A 24,249-nucleotide genomic window follows, 5' to 3' on the forward strand; every position below is an offset into this window, starting at 1 on the left:
GAAATCCGTGTGGCGTGCGACCACGCTTACGCGCAATTTACGACCGCGGACTACAAACGTTCCTGTCTGATTCGTCTGAGACAGGAACATCATGAGCAAAGCCCTCACATCCTTCGCACTGGTCGCGGTGCTCACCGCCTTGCTCATGGCGTTGAGCCTGGCAGTGGCCAGGCACGGCTATCCCTACGGCGCGATCGGCGTCAGACGCCTCGACGGCATCGCCGATGCCGGGACATTCATTCCGCTAGCCGCCGTCTATTTTTTCAGCGCGCTGTTGATGATGATCCTGCCGATCAGGGCGGCCAGTGTTGTCCTGACCAATGCCGCCGATGCGATCTTCTGGACGGTGATCGTGCTGCTTGCCACCATCGTCGGCGGCCTTCTCGCCAGATGGGCCTTCGGCCAGAGCAGCGCCCTGTGGGCGCTCCTGAACTGGCGGTTCCTGTTTGCCGTGGCGATCGTGGGCTGTCACTTCGTCATGAACGGACTGCGCCGCAACGTGCTGCTGCGCAGCCTGTTCTTTGTCATTTTCGCCGCCGCGACGCTGGCCTGCCTGTTCTGGTCGTTCACGCTCTGAACAGATCGTCCTGTCGCCGGTTGGTCGTAGCAGCTGTTGTCAATGGCTGCGGGCAAGCGTCTTCTCGACATAGCCCGCCGAATGACGTCTCATCGATATGCATTGGAACAAGGGCGGCTGTGCCGCTGTTGTAGACGCGCCATGGGCTTGTCCGCATAGAGGGGATTTTTGTCGCGGCTGCCGGCCCGATGCGTGCTTTCCCGCAAGGCAATTGTCTGGCAAATACAAATTCAGACCGGATGCCGCCGCGCGGCCAACAGCCAAGGAAGACAGGATCATGACAATGTTTCGGAAAAACCTCATCGATGGCGAGTGGATCGGCGAGGCCGGTTCCCGCAACATCAACCCTTCGGATACCGGAGACATCGTCGGCGAATACGCCTCGGCGGGCGTCGAACAGGCCGGCCAGGCGATCGCGGCGGCCAAGGCGGCCTTCCCGGCCTGGTCCCGCTCAGGTCCGCTGGCGCGCCATGCGGTGCTGAAGAAGGCGTCGGACGAGATCATGGCGCGCAAGGACGAACTCGGCCGCAACTTGGCGCGTGAGGAGGGCAAGACGCTGGCCGAGGGCATCGGCGAGACCATTCGCGCCGCCCAGATATTCGATTTCTTTGCCGGCGAAACATTGCGCCTGACCGGAGACATGGTGCCAAGCGTGCGACCAGGCGTCGGTGTCGAGATCACGCGCGAGGCGGTCGGCGTGGTCGGCATCATCACGCCCTGGAACTTCCCGATCGCCATTCCGGCCTGGAAGATCGCCCCGGCGCTGGCCCATGGCAACACCGTCGTCTTCAAGCCGGCCGAACTGGTTCCGGAGAGCGCCTGGTCCATCGTCGACATCCTGCACCGCGCCGGCCTGCCGAAGGGCGTGCTCAACCTCGTCATGGGCAAGGGCTCGGTGGTTGGTCAGGCGATGCTCGACAGTCCCGACGTCAATGCCATCTCCTTCACCGGCTCGGTCGGCACCGGCAAGCGCGTTGCCGCCGCAAGCGTCGAGCACATGCGCAAGTTCCAGCTCGAAATGGGCGGCAAGAACCCATTCGTGGTGCTCGACGACGCTGATCTCGGCACGGCCGTCGAATGCGCGATCAACGGCGCCTTCTTCTCGACGGGCCAGCGCTGCACGGCCTCGTCAAGGCTGATCGTCACGAACGGCATTCACGACCGCTTCGTCGAGGCGCTCAAAGAACGGTTGGGCAAGCTGGTCGTCGGCGACGCTCTCGACGCGCAGACACAGATCGGTCCGGTCGTCGACGCGACACAGTTGAAGCAGGATGAGGACTACATTGCCATCGGGCGCGCGGAAGGCGCCGAGCTTGCCTTCGGCGGCGAGCGGCTCGAACGCAAGACGCCGGGTTTCTACCTGCAGCCGGCGCTGCTGACGCAAGCCACCAACTCCATGCGCAGTTCGCGCGAGGAGATCTTCGGGCCGGTGGCCAGCGTCATCCGCGTCGCCGACTATGACGAGGCGCTGGCCGTCGCCAACGACACGCCTTTCGGGCTGACCTCGGGCATCTGCACGTCGAGCCTCAAGCATGCCACGCACTTCAAGCGCAATTCTGAGGCGGGCATGGTGATGGTCAACCTGCCGACGGCGGGTGTCGATTTCCACGTCCCATTCGGCGGACGCAAGGGCTCGAGCTACGGCCCGCGCGAACAGGGCCGTTACGCCATGGAATTCTACACCACGGTGAAGACCGCCTATACATTCGCAGGCTGATCGGCGCAGGTTGATCGGGCGCCGGCTGTTCGGGCCGGCGCCGCCACACATGTCAAGATTGGACCGGTGCAGCGCGATGGCATTGCTGGACATGACCTGGCTCAATCCGCCGCCGCACCATTCCGTCGACGGCGACGCCATTCGCGTGCGCACCGGAAAGGAGACCGACTTCTGGCGCGAGACCTTCTACGGTTTCTGGCGCGATAACGGCCATTTCCTGCATCGGCCGGTCGTGGGCGATTTCACCGCCGAGGTCACCGTCAAGGGCGATTACAAGGTGCTTTACGATCAGGCTGGGCTGATGGTCCGGCTCAGCGAAACGCATTGGATCAAGGCCGGCATCGAATACACGGATGGTCTTTCCTATTTTTCCGTCGTGGTCACCAACGACACGTCCGACTGGTCGCTAGCTCCCATTCCCGCCGATCCGAACGGAGTCAGGATCCGCCTGACCCGTCATGCCGAGACAATCCGCGTCCAGTATCTGGATGGCTCGGACGGTCATTGGAAGCCGGTGCGGCTTGCTTATTTCCCGACATCCGGGTCGGTCGACGTCGGCATCATGTGCTGTTCGCCGCAGCGCGAGGGTTTTGAGGTCACGTTCTCCGGTCTTTCCATCGGTCCGGCGATTTCGCGGGCTTTGCACGATTGAAGCGTGCCTGCTGGACCGATAATCTGCCGCTCGACATGTGAGCCAACGCGACGACTGGCGCGAGGTCAGGGATCCCGAGGCTCCGGGATGCTGGATCAGCCAGGTCGGGCATCCGACGGAGCGCGGCTATTTGTGGCGACGTCTGCGGCCGCAGACCTATCTCGAACCACCCAGGCTAAAGCAATCCCAGGAAAACTGTGAAACGGTTTTCCGTCCGGAATTGCGTAAAAACAAAGAGATAGAGCGGTTCGGCGTTCCCGTGACACGGTGAACCGCTCCAGAACTTCGGCAAGCCGCGGCCCTACCACGGCACATGTAGGATCTCCAGCTTGGGCAGGCCGACCGGCTGAATGCCGAGATCGTTGGCGAGCACGCCGAAGGCTTCGGTCTCGATGAGATCCCGGTAGGGAATTTCTGGGAAGCGAAGGCCGCCGCGGTGCAAGGCGGCATCGACCAGCAGCATGGTTCCGCCAACGGCATCGAGGCCGACGATGTCGAGATGCCTGAGATCGCTGAGATGATATCTGACTGGCGTGCCTGCCGGAGGCTGATGAAGACCGCCAGATATCTCGCGATAGTAGCGGTAGTCCTTTCGGTGCCGTCTCACGACGAAGCTGTTGAGATCGAAGCTGTCGCCGCCGGCGATCTTCACGCAATTGGGCACCGCGATGCGACGTCCGGTGGCGATCAGCCGGTTCAGCACATCGCCGGGGAAGCGCCAGACGTCGATATCGATCCACAGCGCCCAGTCGTCGTCCTCGCTCAAGCCATGGTCGATCAGGTAATTGCGCACCTTCGCAATCGCGCCTCTCCTGACGCGTTGCATGCGTGGCCTTGCCCGCTTCGCCCTGTCGAGTCTGGTGCCGACATGGCTCTGCAGCAGGATGATATCACGATATTTGCCGGCTAACGTTGCGGTTGCCGCCTGCAGCCTCTCCCAGCTTCCGTCCAGGCTGTCGCCTTCGCAGAACACCAGCTTGATCCTGTCTTTTGGGTAGTCGAGTGTATCAAGCGCGTCGAGAAACGGCTGGATGAGATCGGCCGCGTCGCGAAGCGGCACGAGAACGGTGACGTTCCGGCCTGGCGGCAGTGCCGCTGACAGGGCCGCCTTGCTGACGCTTGCTTGCGTTTTAGCCTCATCCAGATGCGCGCCGCGCGTCAGATGATGCCAAAACCGGTAGGCTTGGCTGCGGATCCTGGTGCGCCACCGCGGCGGCGGCTCCGCCGTCCACCATGTGCCGGCCCAGTGATGGATCGAAAGCGCCCCCGTCCCGTCGCCGGTCCCGCGTTCCATGCTTCCGGCGGATGTCACCGGCGTGAACAGGCTGGAGGGGTGGATGGCGAAGGCATGCTGATCCCCATAACCGCGCTGGGCCGAGGTCAGCAGGCAAGGGCCCGTCGCGTCGAGCACGTCCTTGGCGTGGGCGACCCCTGGCATCATGGACAGAAGGCACAGCCAGAACGGGTGACGAGGCGGGCTCGCTATCGTGCCGTTGAACAGGAGATAGGGTAGACCCCGGAAATCGGCCTGGACGAGCGTGTGCGAGGCCGGTTCCTTGCAGAGCACGATCCGGCTCTCGTTCATGATCGGATCGAAGGATGCGACGCATTCGCAATCGATGTCGGCGTAGATCCCGCCAAAATGATGCAGAAGCATGTAGCGGGCCGCATCCGAGCGCTGGACCCCGTGCGTATAATTGCAGAACATCGGCAGGAAGTCCGGATAGTGCTGAGAGACGAATTCGAGCAGCATCCGGTCGCTCCAGAACATCACCGTCCAGTCTGGATTGTGCCGTTTCCAGCTATCGACATAGCCTTGGAAGCGGGCTGGAACGGTGTCGCTCTTCCATGTCTGGTGCAGGATTTTCGGGATCATGCGGCAGCCTCGTCCAGCCCGAGCCCGTCACGAACGGCGTTGCCGATGGCTTGCGGACCGAACCTTGCCCATACCGCCTGATGTGCGCGAATGCGCTGCCGCGCTCTGCGTTCGGGGTCGAAGCAGAGCCCGATGGCCAGCTCTGCCAGTCCTTCGTCGGTGACCGACAGCAGCACCTCTTCGTTTTCGATAAGGTCCAGTCCCTCAGCCGCCAGCGGTGTCGCGATCACCGGAACGCCGGAGGCCATCGCCTCCAGGATCTTGATGCGCGTGCCGCCGCCTGCCGCGAGCGGGATAATGCTGAGATGCGCCCTGGACAAGAGCGGCGCTACGTCTTGCGGGTCTTCGAGAAGGTGTACGCCCGGCAATGCGGCCAGCGTTCGCACGGCAGGCTTTGGGCTCCGTCCAGCGAGCGTAAGTGTCGCGCCCGGCAGGGCCCGTCGGATGCGAGGCAATATCATGCTGGCCAATCGCGTGGCCGCATCGACATTCGGAGGATACGCGAGATGGCCAACAAACAGGATCGCCGGAAAGCCGCTGTCGGTCGCGGCGTCGGCGGGCAGGCACTGGGGGCCATTCCCAGTGGGAGGAATTCCGTTAGGAACGACGTCGACCGGCACATTGTGCCGGGAAAGCGCCATCAGCTTTTCGCGGTCCCGGTTCGAGCAGACCCAGACCCTGTCGACCAGTGAAAGCGCCTTGCGCTCGAGCCGCCTGATGCCGAGTGCGGTGGAGATTGCGGCAAGGCGCGATCCCGCCGCTTCGGCACGCCGCAACTGCCCAGCCAGATCAGACTCGACGTTGTGCATGTCGAGGATGAGCCGCTTCGTCAGCGGCCGCAAAGGCCGCAGCAGCTTGAACAGGGCGATACCTTCCACGAGGATGGTATCCGGACGGAATTCCCCAACGAGCGCCTCGAGCCTCGCCAGGGCGGCGCGCGAAATGCGGTGCTCGGCCCTTGTGCGCCACCAGCCGATCGAACCGCTGCGGGCCTCTCCCGCTATCGACAGGGCTTCCGTTCGGATCAGCGCACCGGGCGGCTTCGCAACGATTGCCTGCGGCCGCACCGATACCAGGAGGACGGGTCCGAACGCGGCCGCGGCCTCGGCGTTGCGGTAGTTCCTCAGGTCCGCGCCCGAGATTGGCGGGAAGGCTGGATCGTGAGATACGACCAGCACCCGCCGCGCCGGTACGGTGACGCCCGGTGGACCGGCTTCGCGGTTCAATGCGGCCGCCTGGGACGTCGCGTCAGGCACTGCATCGTGCGTCGTATTCCAGATGCCATTCAGAACGTTCCGCAGCCACAAAGATCAGCGTCGACTTGTTTAGCCGAACGGTGCTTTCGTCAAGCGCGGATACGCATTGAATGTCGGCTTTGCCGCAGGCCGGGATCATCGCCTGGACCACGCCAGCCAACGCGCCGTCAGGTGCTTCTGGAATGAGGTGAACCGGGTTCGCCGGTAGGCATCGCCCGCCATCTTGATGCCTTGTGCCTGCGTCGGAAAGGGATGGATGACGTCGGCCAGCGCGTGCAGCCCCATGCCCGATTTGATCGCCAGCGACACCGCATTGATCATCTCGCCGGCATGGCTGGCGACGACCGTGGCACCCAGGATGCGGTCGGATCCTTCCTTGACGTGGATCTTGACGAAACCTTCTTCCTCGCCGTCCATGACCGCGCGGGCGACATCGTGCATCAGCACCGTGTAGGTCTTGACCGGGATGCCGTTCTGGCGCGCCTCCGCTGGATAGAGGCCGACATGAGCGATCTCCGGATCGGTATAGGTGCACCAGGGAACGACCAGTTCGCTCAGTCTCTTGCGTCCGAAAAACAGCGCGTTCCGCACGACGATGCGGGCTGTCGCCTCCGCTGTATGGGTGAATTTGTACGCCAGGCAGACATCGCCAGCCGCATAAATGTGTGGATTGGTCGTCCTCAGATAATCGTCGACCTTGATGCCGCTGGCGTCGTACGCCACGCCGGCGGTTTCCAGGCCGAGGCCGTCGACATTGGGAGAGCGGCCGATGCCGGTGACGATCTCGTCCACGGAAATCGTCGTCGTGTCGTCCTCCCGCACCAGATCGGCGAGCTTCTTGCCATCCCCTGTCCGCACCGCCACCACCTCGGTGTTCAGGCGGACGTCGATCCCTTCGCGCGCCAGCGCGTCCGAAAGTATTTGGGCGGCGTCACGCTCCTCGCCGGGCAGGAACATCGGTTCGCGCTGCGCCAGGACGACTTTCGCGCCCAGCAAGCGGAACGCCTGCGCCGCCTCGCAACCAAGCGGCCCGCCGCCGATGACCAGAAGCCGTGGCGGGCAATCCGTGAGGTCGAACATGGTCTCGTTGGTGAGATAACCGGCTTCGACCAGCCCCGGGATGGACGGAAACTCCGGCCGCGCTCCGGTTGCGATCAGCGCCTTCCTGAAGCGCAAGGTCTTGTCCGCGACCACGACCGTGTCCGGTCCTGAAAAGCGCGCTTCGCCAAAATAGAGGTCGATGCCTTTCGCCACGATGGTCGAGGCGGCATCGGCGCGGCTGATCCGCTGCCGGATCTGCCGCATCCGCGTCATTGCACGCTGAAAATCGGCGTGAAGACGTTGCGGTGTGTCACCGCCAAGATTTTCCGCATCGCGCATGTCGGCATAGAGCCTGGCGGTGCGGATGATCGACTTCGACGGGATGCAGCCGACATTGATGCAAGCGCCGCCGATCAGCCTGCGTTCGATCAGCGCGACCTTTCCGCCGAGGCCTGCTGCCTCATGCGCGGCGGTCAAGCCCGCGGGGCCGGCACCGATGACGACCAGATTGTAGAGACCGTCGGGTTCCGGGTTCCGCCAGTGCGGCGGATGCGCGCCCTTGATCAGCTCGAAATCATTGCGGTCGACAGGGAAAGCGGCGGCTTTGGTATTCTCACGCGACATCGCGGTCACCTGGTGCGGCACTTGCCGGCTGTGACAGCCATCCGCCTGTGAAGCCCGCCTTTTGCAGACCGCGACGGATGTGCTGGTTGGACCGCATCAGCTCCCAGATCAGGCGCGAACGGTGGTTCTCGGTCATCATCACCACGATGCCCTGGTCCAGTCCGAAGTGGCCCTCCGATATCCAGCCGTTGCGGCCGAATTTTCGCCGGTTGGCAAGTGTCGGGTTGAAGCCGCTCGGCAGCCGGAAATTGTCGATCACCTCGGGATAGCGGTCCTTCAGATGGCGCAGCGCCGCCATACAGATGTCCGGCGCGAAAGGCAGCGATGCCGGATAGGACCACGGCGCGATCGTGCCGTCATCCGGCCCGAAAGGAGCGCCGCGCGCGGCGTAGCCGGAGAACCGGTGCGGCCGTCGCTCCACCCGCGCGCGAAAACGGCCAGGCCCGTCCCCCGCGGAGAGCCCCCACAGGTTCTCGCCGTAGCCGCCAAAGCCATAGGGGTTGTGCCGGGCATAATCGCGGTGAAGGTAGGTGGCGCGGCGGCTGTTTTCGAAATAGTCCGAGTTCTTCTCGCGCATGAAGGCGTCGCGGATGCCGGCGAAGTCGATCCAGGCATGCGAGAACTGGTGCATGAACAGCGGACCGCCATAGAGCACGTCATAGCCGTAGATGTTTTCCCACTGATAGGTCGCGGTCCACCCCGCATAGCTGTTGTCGGATGTCGGCTTGTCAGGCGCGGCCATCGACAGCACGTAAAGGATGATCGCCTCGTTGTAGCCTTCCCAACCATAGTGCAGAAAGCCGCTCTTCGGTTTCCAGCCTTGCCGCAAGGTCGGACTGCTGCCTTGTGCCCATCGCCAGTCGACGCGCCGGTAGAGCGCCTCGGCCAGTTGGCGGATTTCGACTTCCTCGTCAATATCTCCGCAGAAATACGCGCCCGCCACCAGCATGCCGGCGATCAGCAATGCCGTGTCCACCATCGACAGCTCGCAGCGCCAGACGCGCAGGCCGGTCTGCATATCGAGGAAATGGTAGTAGAAGCCTTTGTGGCCGGCAACACCCTCGCCGCTGCCTTGCGGGCTCGTCGAGAAGAAACGCAGCGCGGCAAGCGTCAGCCTCACGGCGGCCTCGCGCGTCACCCAGCCGCGCTCGACGCCGATGGGGTAACAGGACAGGGCGAAGCCGACGACGGCGATGCTGGCCGGCGAATTCGGCCGCGAGGTATCGGCGACCAACCCGTTCTCCGGGTTCACATTGTCCAGGAAATAGCTGAAGGCCGCACGCTGGTAGCGGTCCAGAAGCTCGTCATCGGAAAGCGCGGCAGGGTCGACTTTAAGCAAATGCTGCGAACTCCAGCCTGATGGCCGCGGCCTTCGTCAATCGCCGAAGGCCGGCACGATACCGGAAGGCTGTCGCGCAGGCCGAACTGTCAAATCGTGTCATGGCTTCCCGCATAATTTGTTGCGTCGTCGTCGATTTTGATTGCCGGGAACTATACGCGGTACTCCCCCGTTCGTTGCCTCCGTCACGCGGAATTGTAGTTGCGCTCAGTAGGTAGCGCGGCCGCCGGAAACGTCGAATACGGCGGCCGTCGTGAACGAGCATTCCTCCGAGGCGATCCAGCAGATCAGCGCCGCCACCTCCTCGACCTCGCCGAAGCGCGCCATCGGTATCTTGGACAGCATGAAGTCGATGTGCTCCTGGCTCATCTGCTTGAAGATCGCCGTGCGCACCGCCGCCGGCGTCACGCAATTGACCGTCACTCCGGTCTTGGCCAGTTCCTTGCCGAGCGACTTGGTCAGGCCGATCACCGCGGCCTTGGAAGTGCTGTAGGCGGAAGCGTTGGGATTGCCTTCCTTGCCGGCGATCGAAGCAATGTTGACGATCCGGCCATAATTGCGCTCGAGCATGTGCGGAACCAGCGCTCTGTTGCAGTAGAATACACCGTTGATGTTGATGTCGATGACCCTCTGCCAATCATCGACGGAATAGTTCCAGGTCGTCATGTTCGGCCCGGTGATGGCAGCACTGGTGACGAGGATGTCCACCTTCCCGAAGGCCTCGGTCGTCGAGCGTGCGGCGCGTTCCACTCCGGTCGCGTCGGCAACGTCGACGGCAACACCGTGGAGGCCGGGGATGATGCCCTCTGCCTGTTCGATCTGGGCCGGATCGCGATCCCATACCGATACGCGTCCGCCTTCGCCGACGATCCTTTGCGCTACCGCCAGTCCGATGCCGGAAGCGCCGCCGGTGATGACGGCCGACCGGCCACCGAACCGTCCCGCGAAGTTCATCGGCATCTGATTTTCCTCCGGCTCACCCATCGGCGGCGACTTTGAGGTTACCGCCGGGCGAGAATCAAGCCGGCATGCCGGCCGATCTTCTGGGCCAATCCTGGTCCATGCCGGATTTTAGCCCCTTTCCGGTGATCCTGATCCAGGCTGCTGTCGCCGGGCTAGCCCGTGATCTCTCCGCGATCGCCCGGCTGTAAGACAAGGTGACCGGATTTGCCATTGAGCGCGGGGCGCGATAGGTTATATTGCACTGCACAATGGAGATGCCGTTTATTGCACGCCCCTGTTCGCGGATATGCCGGCTGGCTTGTGGCTCGCCGGCCCCGGGTCGTGTCGGCTGGACCCTGAGATGAAGATTCCAAAGTCCCTGCTGGTCGATCCCGAGAAGAACTCGGTCTATGGCAGTTTTGCCGTAGCCGTCTCGATCTGGGCGTTCTCCTACTCCGTGATTTTCGGCCAGGTGCTGATCCTCGCCTACTACGCCGTCTGGCTTCCGCTCATCCTGGTCGACTACCGGCGGTTCCTGCGGCAGCTGTCCAGCGCCTGGCTGCCGCTGCTGTTCGCGGCCTATGTCTGCTCCTCTGTCTTCTGGTCGCAGGCTCCTGGCACCACCGCGAGGACGGCCATCCAGTACTTTTCCCATATCGCCTGCGCCTACGTCGCCGCGCGCACCGTCAGCGTGCGCACACTGACGATTGGCGCCCTGGTCGGGATATTCGTCGTCATGCTCTATTCGCTGAAGGTCGGGCAATATTCCGAGGACGTCCTCGACGGCACCTACAATTTCGTCGGCGCCTTTGCCTCCAAGAACCAGATCGGCTTCGTCGCCTCGCTCGGCATCTATTTCTCCGTCGTATTCCTTGCCTTCCTGCGTCGCGGCCGGCTGAGCTTCATCCTGACGGTGCCTGTCGTGCTGCTGTCGGCCTATCTCCTGGTCGTCTCGCATTCCGCCACTTCGATGGCTTCGATACCGGCGGTGCTGGCGCTGGTGGCGCTTCTCGCCATGAGCAAGCTGTTGTCGCGGCGCTATCGCCGGGTGATCTTCCTGGTCGGCGCCGGCCTGCTGGTCGTGGTGGCTTTCGTCGCCCTCAATCTCGGCCTCATGGACTTCGTGCTCGGCATCTTCGGCAAGGATTCGACGCTCACCGGACGGACCTATCTGTGGGAGCAGGGCTGGGATACCGTCCAGAGATCGCCAATCCTCGGCGTCGGTTATGCCGCCTATTGGGTGCAGGGCTTCGCCGAGGCCGAGCGGCTGTGGAACGAATTCTACATCACCACCCGCACCGGCTTCCACTTCCACAACACCTACATCGAAGCACTCGTCGAACTTGGCTTCGTCGGGGCGACGATGATCGCGCTCATCATGCTGCGCACGCTCTACGGCCACGTCTCGGCGGTGATCTTTAGGGCATGGCAAGCGGAATCGGTTGTCCTCATCGGCGTGATGGTGCTGCTGCTTATCCGCTCCTTCGTCGAGGTCGAGATCCTCAACCCCTATATCATGGGCTCTTTCCTGTTGTATTTCAGCTTCTTCAAACTCGCGCGGCTGCCCGTTACCCGCACATGGCGGGCCCCGGCCTTCCAACCGGCGGATGCGGCGGGGACCGCGGCCGCCTGGCCTCAGCACGGCCGCGCGGCGGCAGCCGACCAATCATGAACCGGAACGCTCAAAAAACCGCGCTGCGGTTTTGAGACGACGACATGCGTAAACACTTGAAGCGCGCCGCCCTTCAATAGCAGCACGCTTTGCCGCTTCAGAGGCCAGAGCAATTCTAAAGCCGGAACGGGCAGGAGTCCTCGGGCACGCGTGGCGCCCAGCAGGGATCCATCCCTTTGCGGGATGGATCGAAACACCGAGATCGAGTTTGAGGTCTGCGGCCTACTGGCTGGCCAATGGCGCCAGCTTGACCTTGATCACGTCGCCGGGCAGCACCGGCGTGTCTTCCTTCGCCGCGATCTCGCTCGTCTTGCCGTCGGCAGCCCGCAGCAGTGAATAGATCAGCGTGGGCTCTTCGTTGGTTGCGCTGGCGGCCACTGTGGCGGGATCGGTGGCTTGGGCCATCAAGCCTTTCTGCATGTTCACCCGCAGCGCGGCCTCGTTCAGGTCGGCTTCGGTCTGCTGCCGGTCGGCGGCGAGGCTCGAACTCAATGTGTTCTGGGCATCGATGGCATCCTGCGTTGCCTTGCTGATCGCCTGCTTGGCGGTGAGGATGGCCGTTTCGTAGTCCAGGATCTTGCCCTGCAGGTCGGTGACGGACTGCTGCGAATCCAGCAGTCTTGCGTTGGCGACCAGGCCTTTCTGTGCCAGCGGACCGATGCTGGTGAGCTGCTGCTGTGCCAGATCGACCTGCTTCTGCTGGTTGCCGATCTTCTTCTGCAGCGATTCGATCTCGGACTGCAAAACCCCCTTCAGATCGTCGAGCGCCTGGAGCTTCAGCTTCAGCGCCTTCTGGTCGGCCGTCAGGATCGTCATCTCGTCAGCGACGATGGCCGGCAGTCGAGGATCGCCCTCGACCTCCTTCGGCGGCTCGAAGCTCGTCTTGCCCGCGAGATCGGCATCGATGCGGGCGCGCTTGACGATGAGCCGGACGCGCTGGTCGTCATAGATATCGAAGTTGCCCTTGGCGGTGACCATGTCCTTGCCGAGCTGGGGGCCGTAGTCGGCGCTTCGTCTGATGCCGCCGGCGACGCTGATGGCCTTCAGCACCGTCAGGTCGGGCACGTAAGGAAATTGGCCTGGGTTCTGCACCTCGCCCGAGATGTAGAATGGCCGGAACTGTGCCATTTCGACCGAGGCTTCGGGCTTGTCGGATAGAGCGAGCTTACGCTGCAGCGCCTCGCCGATCGCCGCGGCGACTTCCGCGGTCGTCTTGCCGGCTGCCGGCAGTTCGCCGACGAAAGGCACCGACAGCGTTCCCGCCGGGCCGACCGTGTACTGGCCGTTGACGGCCGACCAGTCCCGGAACGTGCCTTCGACGGTTTGCCATTCCGCGATGCGGATGGTGAGCTTGTCCTGCGATCCGAGATGATATTCGTCGGCGGAGGCGATCCGGGGAAGAGCGAACGACACGGCAAGGCACGTGGCCATCAGCCACGCCCGCCGTGAGCGGCCTGGAAACAGGCCGCTGCCAAAAGCTTCGAACAAATCTGTTTTCAACTGAACGTTCCGATCCGCTTTAGCCCCATCGCCCGATGAGCTTGCCGCCGGATGCTTGGCATTGCTGGCTGATCAGTAGGAGCCGCGCGACATCCAGACGGCTGGAACCGTCTTGATAATGATGCGAACGTCCTCGAACAGCGACCAGTTCTCGACATAGTGGCGGTCGAACGCGACGCGGCTGTCATAGGAGACGTCGTTGCGGCCGCTGACCTGCCACAGGCCGGTCAGGCCGGGCCGGGATTTCAGATAGTACACGGCGGCGCTGCCGTAGATTTCTAGCTCGTCGCGCACCACCGGGCGAGGCCCGACAAGGCTCATGTCGCCCTGCAGGATGTTGATAATCTGCGGCAATTCATCCAAGCTGAGTTTCCTCAAGACCGCTCCGACGCGGGTGACACGCGGGTCGTTCTTCAGCTTGCGGGTCGAAATCCACTCCGCGTTGGCTTCCGGATTGGCGGCGAGATAGGCGGCCAGCACCCTTTCACCGTCGGGAACCATGGTGCGGAACTTGAGGCAGGGGAAAACCCGTCCGCCGCGCCCTATCCGCCGATGCCCGTAGAAGATCGATCCGCCATCGGAGAATTTGACGAGCAGCGCTATCATGACGAATAGCGGGCTGAGAGCGATCAGGCCGACCAGCGAACCCGCAATGTCGAAGCTGCGTTTGATAAGGCCGCCGATCGGCGGCGGAAAATCGGTGTCAGCCTGCGAAAAGTCCGCGGTAGCCGACTTGGCAATGTCCCTCATGCCGAAACTCCATGCGTTGAACGAATGGTTTACGGCACGATACCAAAAAAATGTTGCAGCGCAACACACAATTTCCCATAGGCCTGAAATAGTCACGTCATGAATTGACCAAATAATAAGCTCGCCCTGCACAAATTTCAGAATATTTAGCACATTTGTGACAATAAATGGGCATTGCTGAAAAAATACGGGCCTTTTTGGGGCGAATTTCGGGCAGTGCGTTCCATTCGCTCCGGAGCGGGGCATGTTAGTGCTTTAGGCTGGCGTGATGTTCGCAGCTATTCACGTAAAATACTACTCAATATTGTAGATTCTACTGAAAAACGATGACGGATGGAGTTTGAGCGACGTCCCGTCGTGTGCGTTGCAGCATGGGTGAGTCGACCGTGAAAGCTCAACTAAAAATATTTGCGGTTGCCCTTGCCGCCTTTTGCTCGCCTTAATAGAATTGCAAATTATACCTGTCATGGTGGCGACAGGTTGAAAGGCCGGAAGCAACCGGTCGAGAGCGGGGCGACTTAACAAGCCCGCATGACAAGGGACTGCGCTCGGGTGGGGCAATCATTGGATATACCCGAGCCGGATTATGGGCTGTGGGTATGTCGCTTCCAAAATTCATCGTTGGGATGATTTTCGCGCTCGCGATCGTCGTCGCCTGGTCCTGGCTGGGCGGAGCTTCCGTGGGTACGACGCTGCTGCGCGTCATCCTCTGCGCCGCGGCCATTCAGGTGGGCTATTTCGTGCTCGTCTATACCATGATCGCCAGGAGCGCGCCGACGCCCGCCGACAGGGCTCGCGACGCCGAGAGAAAACTGAGTTCGACCGAAGTGGCCGAAGGCGAGAAGCTGGGCAGCGCCAGGCGGGGCCTCCACTAATAGCACACCACGCGTCTGACGAGTTGGAGGCCCGGTGGGCAGCCGGCGTTCAGCGTTCATTCCACGCGGTGCGCCCAGGCCGCCTCTCAGTCCTTGTGAACCGTTGCCACCCAGAACCTGGCCGGCCTCACGCGACGTTGGCTGCCTCGGACTGTTCGCCCGACAGCATCCTCGACAGCCGGCTCGCCGGTTTTTCCTTTAGCCGCTGATATTGCCCGACTTCGACGACGCGGCCGTCTTCCATCGCCACCACCCAGTCGGCAAAGGCAATCATCGAGGGCCGGTGCGCGATGGTGAGGATGGTCATGGTGCCGCGCAACCCGTCGATCGACCTGGCGATCAGCGACTGGTTCTGCCAGTCGAGCGCGCTTGTCGCTTCGTCCAGGATAAGCAGCGATGGCTTGCGCAACAGCGCACGCGCCAGCGCAATGCGTTGGCGTTCGCCGCCGGAGAGCCGCACGCCGCGGTCGCCGACCACCGTCTCCAGCCGGAGGTCGAGCCGTTCGACGAATTCGCCGGCGTGCGCGGCGCCGAGCGCGGCCCATAAATCGCTGTCGCCGGCCTGCGGCGCGGCAAGGCGCAGGTTCGCCGCGATCGTGTCATGCAGCAGGAACACGTCCTGCGGCACATAGGCCACCTGATCGCGCCAGCGGCGGCGGTTGGCGGCATCGATCTCGACGCCGTCGGCGAGGATACTGCCCGCTGTCGGCTCGAGCAGGCCGAGCAGCATGTCGGCGATCGTGCTCTTGCCAGATCCCGACGGGCCGATCAGGGCGGTTACCTTGCCGGCCGGCAGCGCGAACGTGACGTCGCTCACCACCGTCTTGCCGGCGCCGTCGTCATAGGCGAAGGAGACGCCACGAATGTTCAGCCCGGTATCGAGCGACACCTTTCTGGAATCCTGAAACTCCACATGGCCGGGCTCGCGCTCCGCATCGAAGCGCGCCTGCAGGCTGCGCATCGCCGTATAGGCGGGCAGATTGATCAGCACCTGCTGGGCCTGTGTCTGCATGTCCATGAAGCGCGGCGCTATGCGCATGAAGACCAGAAGCAGCACGACGATCTCGGCCAGCGACAGGTTGAAGCGGACCAGCGCCACATAGATGAACAGGCTGAGGCCGATGACGCTCGCTACCTGGAACACGGCAGTGCCGATCGAACTGTTGCGGACATAGGCGATGTTGTCCGCCTTCATCCTTTCCAGCGTCGACCGCAGCTGCTCGAAGTAGGTCGCCTCGACGTTCAGGCTCTTGGCCACCTTGATGCCGCCGAGGAATTCCGAAACGGTCCGGTATTGGTCCTGTCGATTGGTTGTAAGGACCCGGCCGAAAGCGGTGGCGCGCGCCCGAAAAGGTTGCAGCGCGACGAACATCAAGATGCCGATCACCACGGCAAACAGCGTCATCACAGGCGAGATGAACATGGAAATCACGAGATAGCCGGCCAGAAGCACGGCGATCTGCACCAGCATCAAGAGCGAGAACGCCGCCCCCTGGACACGGTCGATGTCGCCGGTCAGGGCATGATCGAGATCGGAACCGCGCATGCGCGCGAAGACGCCCCACCGCGCCTTGCCGATGCTCTCGAACAGGTTCATGCGCAAGCGGTTGATGAAATCGAACAGAAGCCTTGCCATGTAGACCGCTTTGAAGCGGTTGAACGCCGCTTGCAGGGCAACAAGCGCGACAAGCGTGCAAAGCACCGTCGTCAGTTGCAACGTTCCATCCGGCACCAGCCAGCGCACGAATTCATTGTTCGGCAGCCGGACGGCGAAATCCTGGTCGGCGCGCCCGACCAGATGCAGCAGCGGCACAAGCAGCAGGATGGAAAATCCTTCGGTCAGGCTGCCAAGAATCAGGAACAGCAATGCCGTCCAGGCTCGCCGGCCGCCGATCTGAGCAATGACGGCGCCAAGCGCGGCAACGTCGCGAAACAGCGACAGGCTGAAGACAGATGGCTTAGACATCAGCCGCTACATCCCGTTCGATCGACTCCACCGCCTCGTCGATGCGCTGCAGGCCGGCAGGCACTTCGAGGCGGCACACGCCGACATGGTCCGCGAGGCGCGCGCATTGCCGCAGATGCATCGCGGCGAAATAGCCGGGCAGGGCCGCGCGGCCGAAACGTGTCACGTAGGAGAATTTGATGAGAGCCGGCAAGGCGGCGATCGTGGGCAATGGCGTGATTTCAGCTTTCCCGCCGCGTTCGAGGATATAGATCCTGGCCGCCGGCACCTTGGCGCCGGAAAAGGCGCCGTGCAGGCGATGCTGTGCCTTGTCGATTGCCGGATGCACTTGCGGCCGCACTTGCACGTGCCCGAGCGAAATCGCGGCCGCGGCGTCGGCCGCGAGCTTGATCTGCGGAAATCCTGGAACGATCATTGGCTGGTCAGGATCGGTGAGATCGAGCGCCACGACGTCATCGGTAAGCAAATCATGTCCGGCGCGGATCATCGCGCTTGCCGTCGTCGATTTGCCCGCGCCCTTGTCGCCCATGAAGATGGCGCCCCTGCCGGACACCGAAATCGCGCTGGCGTGCAGGACAAGCAGGCCGCGCTGGTGCAAGAGCAGCGCCATCACCGGGCCGAGCAGCGGAAACGCGATCAGCGTGTCGTCGACCCCCGGCGCCGGCTCGACCTCGATGCGGGATCCATCGCTGATCAGGAAGGCGCCGACGGCATCCCATGCCAGATACTGCCGGTCCTGCTCGAAACGGAAGATCGTCGCTGCATCGGTCCCAGGCTTCGGCATGTCGATCGCGCCGACGGTGATCAGGATGTCCGCTGCCGCCGGCTCCACCGGCTCCAACTCGGGCAATGACACTTCCGATGCGATGGTCAGACCGTACGCCCCGTAGAAGCGCCGTTCTCTCACAGGCCCGCCATGCGGAGGTGGAGGATCAACGCCTGCCGCGAGCGGCTCGGTTCGGGGCATCATGCGGGACTTCCACGCTGCTGGAGCTGCCGCAGCCAGAGCGACAGCGACGCCGAGCGCCAGACGTACTGGACGTCCAGCGGTGCGACCTGATCTGGCTGGCGCAGCAGCCGCGCATAGGCGGCGCTGACCTCCGGCAGGTTGACATAGGGCGCGATACGGCCCGCATCCAAGACGAGCAGCTGTTCCAGAAGTTCGCGATGGTTGCGCACCATGCCGTTGACCAAATTGGCGGTGAAATCGATCTTGTCGCGCCGCCACTGCACCGCCGCCGGCAGGATGCCTTGCATGGCGCGGCGCATCACATAGCGGCCAAAGCCGTGGCTGAGCTTCTCCTCGCCCGGCAGCGCCAGGCAGAATTGGACCAGCGGCTTGTCCCAGAAGGGATAGCGCGGCTCGACGCCGAAATTGGCGGCGGCCTTGTCGAGGACCTCGAAGGAGTGCGGCACATAGCCGTTGGACAGGATCCAGCGATGGCTCAAGGCGTCGCTGGCCTGGACATCGGGCGGCATGGTGCCCGCCCGGTGAAACCGGTCGATAAGCTCGGTTCGCCTGGCCAGGTCCGGATTGATCAGGTCGCGCCAGTTTCGGCCGCGAGGCGCCGGCTTGCGTATCCTGTTCAGCGCACGGTTCGCCAGATGTCTCAGCTTGGCGATGCGCCAGGCCGGCCCGTAGATGGTGAGGAATTGGAAGTACAGGCCAAACGTGCTGTCGCCATAGGTATTCGAGGCGCTGCGGATCTCGCGCCAGAGATCCAGCCAGCGGCCGGAATTGGCCAATTCATGCAAGTGGCCATGGCCTTGCGAGACGACCTCGTCGCCGCCATGGCCGTCGAGCAGCACTTTGATGCCCTTCGCGCCCGCCGTCCGGTAGATACCGCGGGTCAGCGTCAGGCCCGGCGCCAGAAACGTTCCTTCCTGTTCCTCCAGCACCCGTTCGAATTCGGCGAACGGCGCATAATTGCCGACCGCGATCAGCGTTGGGTCGACATTCTGCTGATCGAGGACCGCATCGATGAACGGGCGTTCGTCCATCGACGAGCCCTTCTCGAAAACCAGCGAAAAGGTCGGCAGCCTCGGCTTGCGCTCGACGGTGTTTTGCAGGCCGGCGACACAGGCGATCGACGAGGAATCGAGACCGCCGCTCAGCATCGCGCCGACCGAGGATGTTCCCCGCATGCGGTTGCGCACCGATTGCGAGAACAGATGCGCGAACTCCTCCGCTGCATCCGGCCGCATCGGCAGGGACGACGGTTCGATCTGCCAGTATCGGCGCAGCGTCACCTGTTGCGCGGTGACGGTGAGGCTATGGCTCGCCGGCAAGCTGAATATATCGCTGTAGGGCGTGGACTGCGGATCGTCGGGGAGCCCGGCTAGGAACCCCGAGATCCGATACTCGCTGATGCGTGTCTCTATCCCCTCGATGCCGAGGATCGGCCCGATCTCGGAGGCAAAGGCAAACCGCCGGTCCGTGGCATGGTAATAGAACGGCTTGACCCCGAAATGGTCGCGCGCGCAAAAGAGGAGCCGCCGCTCGCCGTCCCAGATGGCGAAGGCGAAATCGCCCTGCAGATGCATTGGACAGGCTTCGCCCCAGCGCAGATAGGCCCGCATCAGCAAAGTCGCGTCGGCGACCGACCTGTCGCGTATGCCTAGCCTCGCCAGAAGCTCGTCGCGGTTGTCCAGCCGGCAATCGGCGGTGATGGCGAGCTTGCCGCCAGCCATCGTCAGTGGACCGGGTCCTGGCTCATTCGTGGTGTCGAGCCAGGCGTGGCCAAGCGCCAATCCGGTGTCCAGCCACCATGAGCTTCCGTCAGGGCCACGATGGCGCATGCGCGCCAGCATCCGCTGGATGTCGGTCGCCGCAACCGCCGGTGCGGGGTCCTGCCACAGCAGGATTCCGGCCACGCCGCTCATCGGCTGCCGTGGTCGACCAGATGCGTGAAACCATCGATCGATCCGCCAAGCACGATATGATTGTCGCTGACCAGCCAGGCATGGGCTTTCAGTTGCTCGCCGGTGCCGCGTTCGATGCCGATGCGTATATTCGAGGCATTGCCCTGGCGGGCGAGAATGTATTGGCCGGAAAGTGCCTGGGTCAGGCACGTGGCGCGCGGGACGAACCGTGCGGCGGCGGCAATGCCCCAGCCGACACGCCGCAGTTCGCCCATGCTTGCGCACTGACGCGCCTCGAGCCGCGCCACCACGTTGCGGACGCGATTGTAGGACAGGAATGTCAGCGCCAACCGAACCGAGGCCACGACCAGCAGACAGTGGCTGAGAAAGATGATTTCCGAGCCGCTCAGGGACCAAATCCTGACCAGACCCCGTCGGCCAAGCCGACGCTTGGTCTGCCCGGGGGGTCTCGTTGCCTCCTGCGAAACCCGCCTAGACAAGGGTCTCATGATGGAGCCTCGCAAGCCCGTTTTCGGCCAGGCCCTGCAGCAATGCGTCGACATCTACCCTGCAGCGCTCGGGGTCGACATTGTAGCGCGCGAGCACGGCGCTGCGGATGTCCGCGATCGGCTTCGGCTCCTGGATCAGCTCCCAGATGAAGGCGCCGACGCCATTCAGGCTGTAATAGATGTTGGACTTGAGATTGAGGAGCGCCAGGCCTTCGCCGAATTCGCAAGCCACGGCATCCTTGGTCGCGCTTACCAGGTCGTGGTCGGCCAAATCGCGGCCGGCCAAATCACGGTCGGATAGCTTCCTGTTCATCCCAAAACCTCGCTTAAAACGCTTCAGCAGTTCCAGGCAATGAAAGGCAGTCGGAGGCCTTTGCGCCCCCGACTCTCTTATGGTTTTTTAATCCGGAGTCCCAACTTAGTCACTCCGGAAAACTGCGGCATGCTCAGGAAAATGTTAGGTCGCCAATCGGCGTATGCGCGGGAAACGATGCGTCGATCGCCGTGTTGCCGCCGCCGCCCTGGGTAATGGTTTCGATCGAACCATGGACCATCAGGCTTGGCGTTTCATATTCATGCCTTTCAACATTCTGTTCCATTTTACTCTCCAATAGGACTGGAAACGGCCTGTCGAGTGCCGGCAGCGCTTTCATGCTGCATCGCAATAGCTGCATGGCAGCATTTATGAGTCAAGCCGCATTTACCGAGCGTTAATCAATTATGGGCTGCGGGTGTCAGACTGTGCGTGAGCTATGGCTAGAATCCGCTTTGGCCTCAGCACAATCCATGTGCATCGGGCTCTTGCCGGCTGGTATCTTATTAAACTTTTGATTGCACATAATTAAAATGTTCTATCTGGGCGCCGAATCTTTAAGGCGCCGCTCAAGGGATGACTTTCGGCGCTGGCAATTCCGTTAAAGAGCGTGCGCTGAAGTCCCCTCGGCGGTTGCCGCCTCAACGTGATCTTCGCCGCCGTTCGGGCGCCGCGGCAAGTGCTCTGGTCGCAAAATATGGCACTGCAAAAAGGGAAAAAGCTTTACTGCGCCAAAGTTTTTCGAGATGCTTTGCTTGCACTGCAACATATGCACCGCGCTGACCGCTGTTTGGAGATACGTGCGCTCAATGGCCTTGCCTGAAAGTTCGTACGAGCGACTGCGCGCGACCGACTGCGCCGACGAGATAGTCTATGTGCAGGCCTGCCTGCGGGTGTATTTCGCGGAACCGGCCGCCGCCCCGGGCACCGTGTCGATGCTTGGCCTTGATGTCGCCAATGTCGCCGACATCGCCAGGTTGAACAAGATCGCGACCTTTGTCCTCAAGGCGCTGTCGCGCGCGCCGGCCGCCGACAGACCTCTTGAACTCTTCCAGTGGCTCGATACCTATCGCAGGAGAACGGTTTCGATGAACGCGGCCTGCCTGATGGATTCGTTGGCGATCCATGAGGTGCTGCGCGCAAGACAGATCGATTTCGTCTTTCTGAAGGGCCCTTTCCAGCAGCAGCTTCTCTATGGCGACCATTTCATGAAGCCATCCGGCGATGTCGACATCCTGGTATCGCCTGCCGGCTTCTCCAGGGCGCGCGATGCGCTGCGCTCGATCGGCTACGAGGTCGCCGGCAAGTCGCGTTCGGTCTGGTGGGTCCGCTTCCTTGGCGAACAGCACATGGTTCGCGGCGATGGGCCGAAAGCATCCACGGTCGACCTTCATTACCGCCTCCAGCAACCCGGCTCGCCGAGCCCGCGCGACTCCGACGGATTCCTGCGGCGAAAGCGGCAGGTCGAGATCACCGGCTCTGAGGTGCCGATCACATCGGCCGCAGACACGCTTTTGTTGTCCTGCATCAGCGTCGCGAAGGCGCTTTTCAACCGGGAGCCCTGCGCGGGCTATGTCTGCGATGTCAGGGCCAGCGCCGCGCGCCTCGACGAGGCCGATCAGCAGTCCGTTCTCGATGCGGCCGCCAGGCAGGGGCTGGACGATACGCTGCTGCTTGGCTTGCGCGCCGCGGACGTGTTGCTCGGCGGCGCCGGCACGCTCCTGTCGGACCGCGCCACGCGGATCCTGTCGCGCATTGGCAATGAGGATCTGCTCAGCATGGTCATCGCGCCATGGCTGTCGTCCCTGCGGTGGCCGCAGCGGCGAACGGTGTTGTGGGAATTATGCGGCCGGGAACCGGTCCGCTATCTGGCCGAAGCCGGCTGGGCAGCGTCGGCGGACATCAGCCGCCGCATCTTCGAACGGCCGGGCAGTCCGTGATAGCGGTGCTCGGAGACGTACAGGGCGAGGGCAGATCGGAACCTGTGCAAGAGGCAAATCCATGTCGATGACGAAATCTGAGGTCTGCGTGATCATCGCGGCAAAAAACGCGGCGCGCACAATCGCGACCGCCATCGCATCCGCGCTGCGCGAGCCGGAAGTGGCGGAGGTCGTCGTCGTTGACGACGCCTCCACCGACGACACGGCCGAGGTCGCCCGCTCCGCCGACGACGGAAGCGGCCGGCTTGCGGTGATGCGCCTCGACGTCAATCGCGGCCCCTCCTTCGCCCGCAACGCCGCCATAGCCAGCTCCAGATCGCCATTCATCAGCATCCTGGATGCCGACGATTTCTTCCTCGAGGGCCGGTTTCGCAACCTGTTTGCCGGCGCCGATTGGGATTTCGCGGCCGACAACATCATGCTGATCAGGGATGACGCCACCAGCGATGTGACGAAGATCGTCGCTCCGCAGTTTGCGGCGGAACCGGAATTCCTCGATTTCGAACGCTTTGTCGAAGGCAACATCTCCAGGCGACGTGTGCAAAGGAGCGAACTGGGTTTCCTTAAGCCGGTGATCAGCCGTGCCTTCCTCGACCGACACGAATTGCGCTACGACGAGGCCCTGCGCCTGGGTGAGGACTATGAACTCTACGCTCGCGCGGTGGCCCGCGGGGCACGGTTCAAAATCATCCGCTCCTGCGGTTACGGCGCTATTGTCCGCGCCGATTCGCTGAGCGGCCGCCACAAGACGCAGGACCTGAAGCGTCTGGCCGATGCCGACTTGGCGCTGCTGGCGATCGACAGCCTGCCCGAAGGTTCCAAAGCCGTGCTGCGGCGGCACGAGCGGCACGTGCGCGACAAATACCGGCTGCGCAATTTCCTCGATGTGAAAGCGGAGCGGGGGCTGGCGTCGGCTGCCGCCTATGCCTTCGCAAGCCAGTCCAATCTCGTTCCCATCATCCAGGGCGTGGCGTCCGACAAGCTCGAGGCGCTTTTCCGCCGCGTCGGCCTTGTGTCGAGGCACAAGCATGTGCCGCCATTGCGTTTTTTGATGGCCGGAACCAGCGCAGGCAAGGAGCGGTAAAGCGTCCGGAGCGTTCTCGTTTTGCTGCCGGCCCCGTTCATCACGCAAACCATTCCGCCGGAATTATGAGTTTACGAATTGGGTAGTTGCCTCGCGGCCCCGGGAATGGCAGTCTATGTTGCGGTGCAACAAATTGAATTGACCAGCCGAACGGGCCCCCCGATCGGATTGGTATATATTGGTGGATGTCTCTCCCGTCGGAGGAGCAGGACGTGCTATTTTGAGCCCGGTCACGGGTCGGCCAGAAGCCCGGCTTGGTTAGCCGGCGATGACAGGGATCTAGGTTCATGGCCTCGATATTCGGCTTCAGATCAAGGGATCCGGCCCGCGACAGGCAGGCCGACATTTCGCGCCTGGATCGGCTGGCGAGACTGTTCGAGCAGATCGCCGCGGAGATCGAGGCCGAGCGTGCCGGGCTGGAGAGCCGCTACCGCAAGACGGCGACCAATGCCGCCTTCCTGGTCGAGGCGATGGAGAACGGCTCCGCCTCCGACAAAAGATCGTCCGAGGTCAGCGCGTTGACGAAGTCGATCCTGGACTGCGAACGCCGCATCGCTGCGCTTTCGCGTCAGAACGGCATGATGAGGGAGCTCCGTCCTTCGCTGGACATGGTCTTCGACGGGGATGAGGCGTCCGATTCGGCCCGCGAATTCGCCAAGCCAGCAGGCGCTGGCAGAGGGTGAACGTGCAGGCTTGGGAAATTGCGATTGATTTTATGCGAGGCAGGACAAGGAGTTCGGGAGGGTCAGACAGA

At 62.8% G+C, this 24,249-nt stretch carries 22 protein-coding genes; 9 read left to right on the top strand and 13 right to left on the bottom strand.

The genetic code is table 11. The annotated features are described in order from the left end of the window. The first annotated feature begins 91 nt into the window (after positions 1–91). The 3 genes from NKI49_RS04120 to NKI49_RS04130 all read left to right on the top strand — a co-directional run bounded on the left by NKI49_RS04120 (position 92) and on the right by NKI49_RS04130 (position 2,946). Positions 92–577 (top strand): hypothetical protein, encoded by a 486-nt coding sequence (locus NKI49_RS04120; RefSeq protein ID WP_352600036.1) that lies wholly within the window; start codon positions 92–94, stop codon positions 575–577. A 277-nt stretch (positions 578–854) separates the two neighbouring features. Then, positions 855–2,294, top strand: a complete 1,440-nt coding sequence (locus tag NKI49_RS04125; RefSeq protein WP_352600038.1) for an aldehyde dehydrogenase family protein — start codon at positions 855–857, stop codon at positions 2,292–2,294. Positions 2,295–2,370: 76 nt separating this feature from the next. Further along, positions 2,371–2,946, top strand: coding sequence for a DUF1349 domain-containing protein (locus tag NKI49_RS04130; RefSeq protein ID WP_352600040.1), 576 nt, complete (start codon positions 2,371–2,373; stop codon positions 2,944–2,946). Positions 2,947–3,247: 301 nt separating this feature from the next. Here NKI49_RS04130 and NKI49_RS04135 read toward each other — a convergent pair whose 3' ends face one another. The 5 genes from NKI49_RS04135 to NKI49_RS04155 form a co-directional block, all read right to left on the bottom strand. Next, on the bottom strand, positions 3,248–4,822 hold the full coding sequence (locus tag NKI49_RS04135; RefSeq protein WP_352600042.1) for a glycosyltransferase: 1,575 nt from the start codon (positions 4,820–4,822) through the stop codon (positions 3,248–3,250). Then, a complete protein-coding gene (locus NKI49_RS04140; RefSeq protein ID WP_352600044.1) occupies positions 4,819–6,048 on the bottom strand; it encodes a glycosyltransferase family 4 protein in 1,230 nt (409 codons plus the stop codon). Before NKI49_RS04140 ends, NKI49_RS04135 begins: the two co-directional genes overlap by 4 nt. A gap of 165 nt (positions 6,049–6,213) precedes the next feature. Then, positions 6,214–7,743, bottom strand: a complete 1,530-nt coding sequence (locus NKI49_RS04145) for a mercuric reductase (RefSeq protein ID WP_352600046.1) — start codon at positions 7,741–7,743, stop codon at positions 6,214–6,216. After that, entirely contained in the window at positions 7,733–9,082 is a 1,350-nt protein-coding gene (locus tag NKI49_RS04150; protein ID WP_352600048.1) for a glucoamylase family protein, read from the bottom strand. Before NKI49_RS04150 ends, NKI49_RS04145 begins: the two co-directional genes overlap by 11 nt. 207 nt (positions 9,083–9,289) lie before the next feature. Beyond that, positions 9,290–10,042, bottom strand: a complete 753-nt coding sequence (locus tag NKI49_RS04155) for an SDR family NAD(P)-dependent oxidoreductase (RefSeq protein WP_352600050.1) — start codon at positions 10,040–10,042, stop codon at positions 9,290–9,292. A gap of 68 nt (positions 10,043–10,110) precedes the next feature. Here NKI49_RS04155 and NKI49_RS04160 point away from each other — a divergent pair, with 68 nt between their 5' ends. Continuing rightward, positions 10,111–10,233 carry a hypothetical protein gene (locus NKI49_RS04160; RefSeq protein WP_352600052.1) on the top strand — a complete coding sequence of 41 codons (123 nt, stop codon included), beginning with the start codon at positions 10,111–10,113 and terminating at the stop codon, positions 10,231–10,233. 152 nt (positions 10,234–10,385) lie between these two features. After that, positions 10,386–11,696 (top strand): O-antigen ligase family protein, encoded by a 1,311-nt coding sequence (locus NKI49_RS04165; protein ID WP_352600054.1) that lies wholly within the window; start codon positions 10,386–10,388, stop codon positions 11,694–11,696. A 222-nt stretch (positions 11,697–11,918) separates the two neighbouring features. Here the strand turns inward: NKI49_RS04165 and NKI49_RS04170 are convergent, their stop codons facing one another. After that, positions 11,919–13,184 carry a polysaccharide biosynthesis/export family protein gene (locus NKI49_RS04170; protein ID WP_352600158.1) on the bottom strand — a complete coding sequence of 422 codons (1,266 nt, stop codon included), beginning with the start codon at positions 13,182–13,184 and terminating at the stop codon, positions 11,919–11,921. An 84-nt stretch (positions 13,185–13,268) separates the two neighbouring features. Next, complete coding sequence (locus tag NKI49_RS04175; RefSeq protein ID WP_352600056.1) at positions 13,269–13,946, bottom strand: sugar transferase; 678 nt, start codon at positions 13,944–13,946, stop codon at positions 13,269–13,271. A gap of 599 nt (positions 13,947–14,545) precedes the next feature. On the opposite strand from NKI49_RS04175, the gene NKI49_RS04180 reads away from it, so the two are divergent. Beyond that, a complete protein-coding gene (locus NKI49_RS04180; RefSeq protein ID WP_352600058.1) occupies positions 14,546–14,821 on the top strand; it encodes an exopolysaccharide production repressor exox in 276 nt (91 codons plus the stop codon). A 127-nt stretch (positions 14,822–14,948) separates the two neighbouring features. On the opposite strand, the gene NKI49_RS04185 is transcribed toward NKI49_RS04180, so the two are convergent. From NKI49_RS04185 to NKI49_RS04210, 6 genes are all read right to left on the bottom strand, one after another. Continuing rightward, positions 14,949–16,787: an ABC transporter ATP-binding protein gene (locus NKI49_RS04185; protein ID WP_352600060.1), complete on the bottom strand. Its 1,839-nt coding sequence runs from the start codon at positions 16,785–16,787 to the stop codon at positions 14,949–14,951. Further along, entirely contained in the window at positions 16,780–17,757 is a 978-nt protein-coding gene (locus NKI49_RS04190) for a serine kinase (RefSeq protein WP_352600062.1), read from the bottom strand. The genes NKI49_RS04185 and NKI49_RS04190 overlap by 8 nt, the downstream gene beginning before the upstream one ends. Then, positions 17,754–19,670 (bottom strand): lasso peptide isopeptide bond-forming cyclase, encoded by a 1,917-nt coding sequence (locus NKI49_RS04195; RefSeq protein WP_352600064.1) that lies wholly within the window; start codon positions 19,668–19,670, stop codon positions 17,754–17,756. Before NKI49_RS04195 ends, NKI49_RS04190 begins: the two co-directional genes overlap by 4 nt. Then, complete coding sequence (locus tag NKI49_RS04200; protein ID WP_352600066.1) at positions 19,667–20,212, bottom strand: lasso peptide biosynthesis B2 protein; 546 nt, start codon at positions 20,210–20,212, stop codon at positions 19,667–19,669. The genes NKI49_RS04195 and NKI49_RS04200 overlap by 4 nt, the downstream gene beginning before the upstream one ends. Then, positions 20,142–20,471 carry a PqqD family protein gene (locus tag NKI49_RS04205; protein ID WP_352600068.1) on the bottom strand — a complete coding sequence of 110 codons (330 nt, stop codon included), beginning with the start codon at positions 20,469–20,471 and terminating at the stop codon, positions 20,142–20,144. Before NKI49_RS04205 ends, NKI49_RS04200 begins: the two co-directional genes overlap by 71 nt. A 133-nt stretch (positions 20,472–20,604) precedes the next feature. Continuing rightward, positions 20,605–20,757 (bottom strand): lasso RiPP family leader peptide-containing protein, encoded by a 153-nt coding sequence (locus NKI49_RS04210; RefSeq protein ID WP_352600070.1) that lies wholly within the window; start codon positions 20,755–20,757, stop codon positions 20,605–20,607. Positions 20,758–21,280: 523 nt separating this feature from the next. Between NKI49_RS04210 and NKI49_RS04215 the strand changes: the two genes are divergently transcribed. From NKI49_RS04215 to NKI49_RS04225, 3 genes are all read left to right on the top strand, one after another. After that, a complete protein-coding gene (locus NKI49_RS04215) occupies positions 21,281–22,411 on the top strand; it encodes a nucleotidyltransferase family protein (RefSeq protein WP_352600072.1) in 1,131 nt (376 codons plus the stop codon). Positions 22,412–22,472: 61 nt separating this feature from the next. After that, positions 22,473–23,495, top strand: coding sequence for a glycosyltransferase family 2 protein (locus NKI49_RS04220; RefSeq protein WP_352600074.1), 1,023 nt, complete (start codon positions 22,473–22,475; stop codon positions 23,493–23,495). A gap of 287 nt (positions 23,496–23,782) precedes the next feature. Then, complete coding sequence (locus NKI49_RS04225) at positions 23,783–24,178, top strand: hypothetical protein (RefSeq protein ID WP_352600076.1); 396 nt, start codon at positions 23,783–23,785, stop codon at positions 24,176–24,178. Positions 24,179–24,249 lie beyond the last annotated feature (71 nt).

The sequence above is a fragment of the Mesorhizobium sp. M0587 genome, assembly GCF_040320945.1.
Classification (GTDB): Bacteria; Pseudomonadota; Alphaproteobacteria; order Rhizobiales; family Rhizobiaceae; genus Mesorhizobium.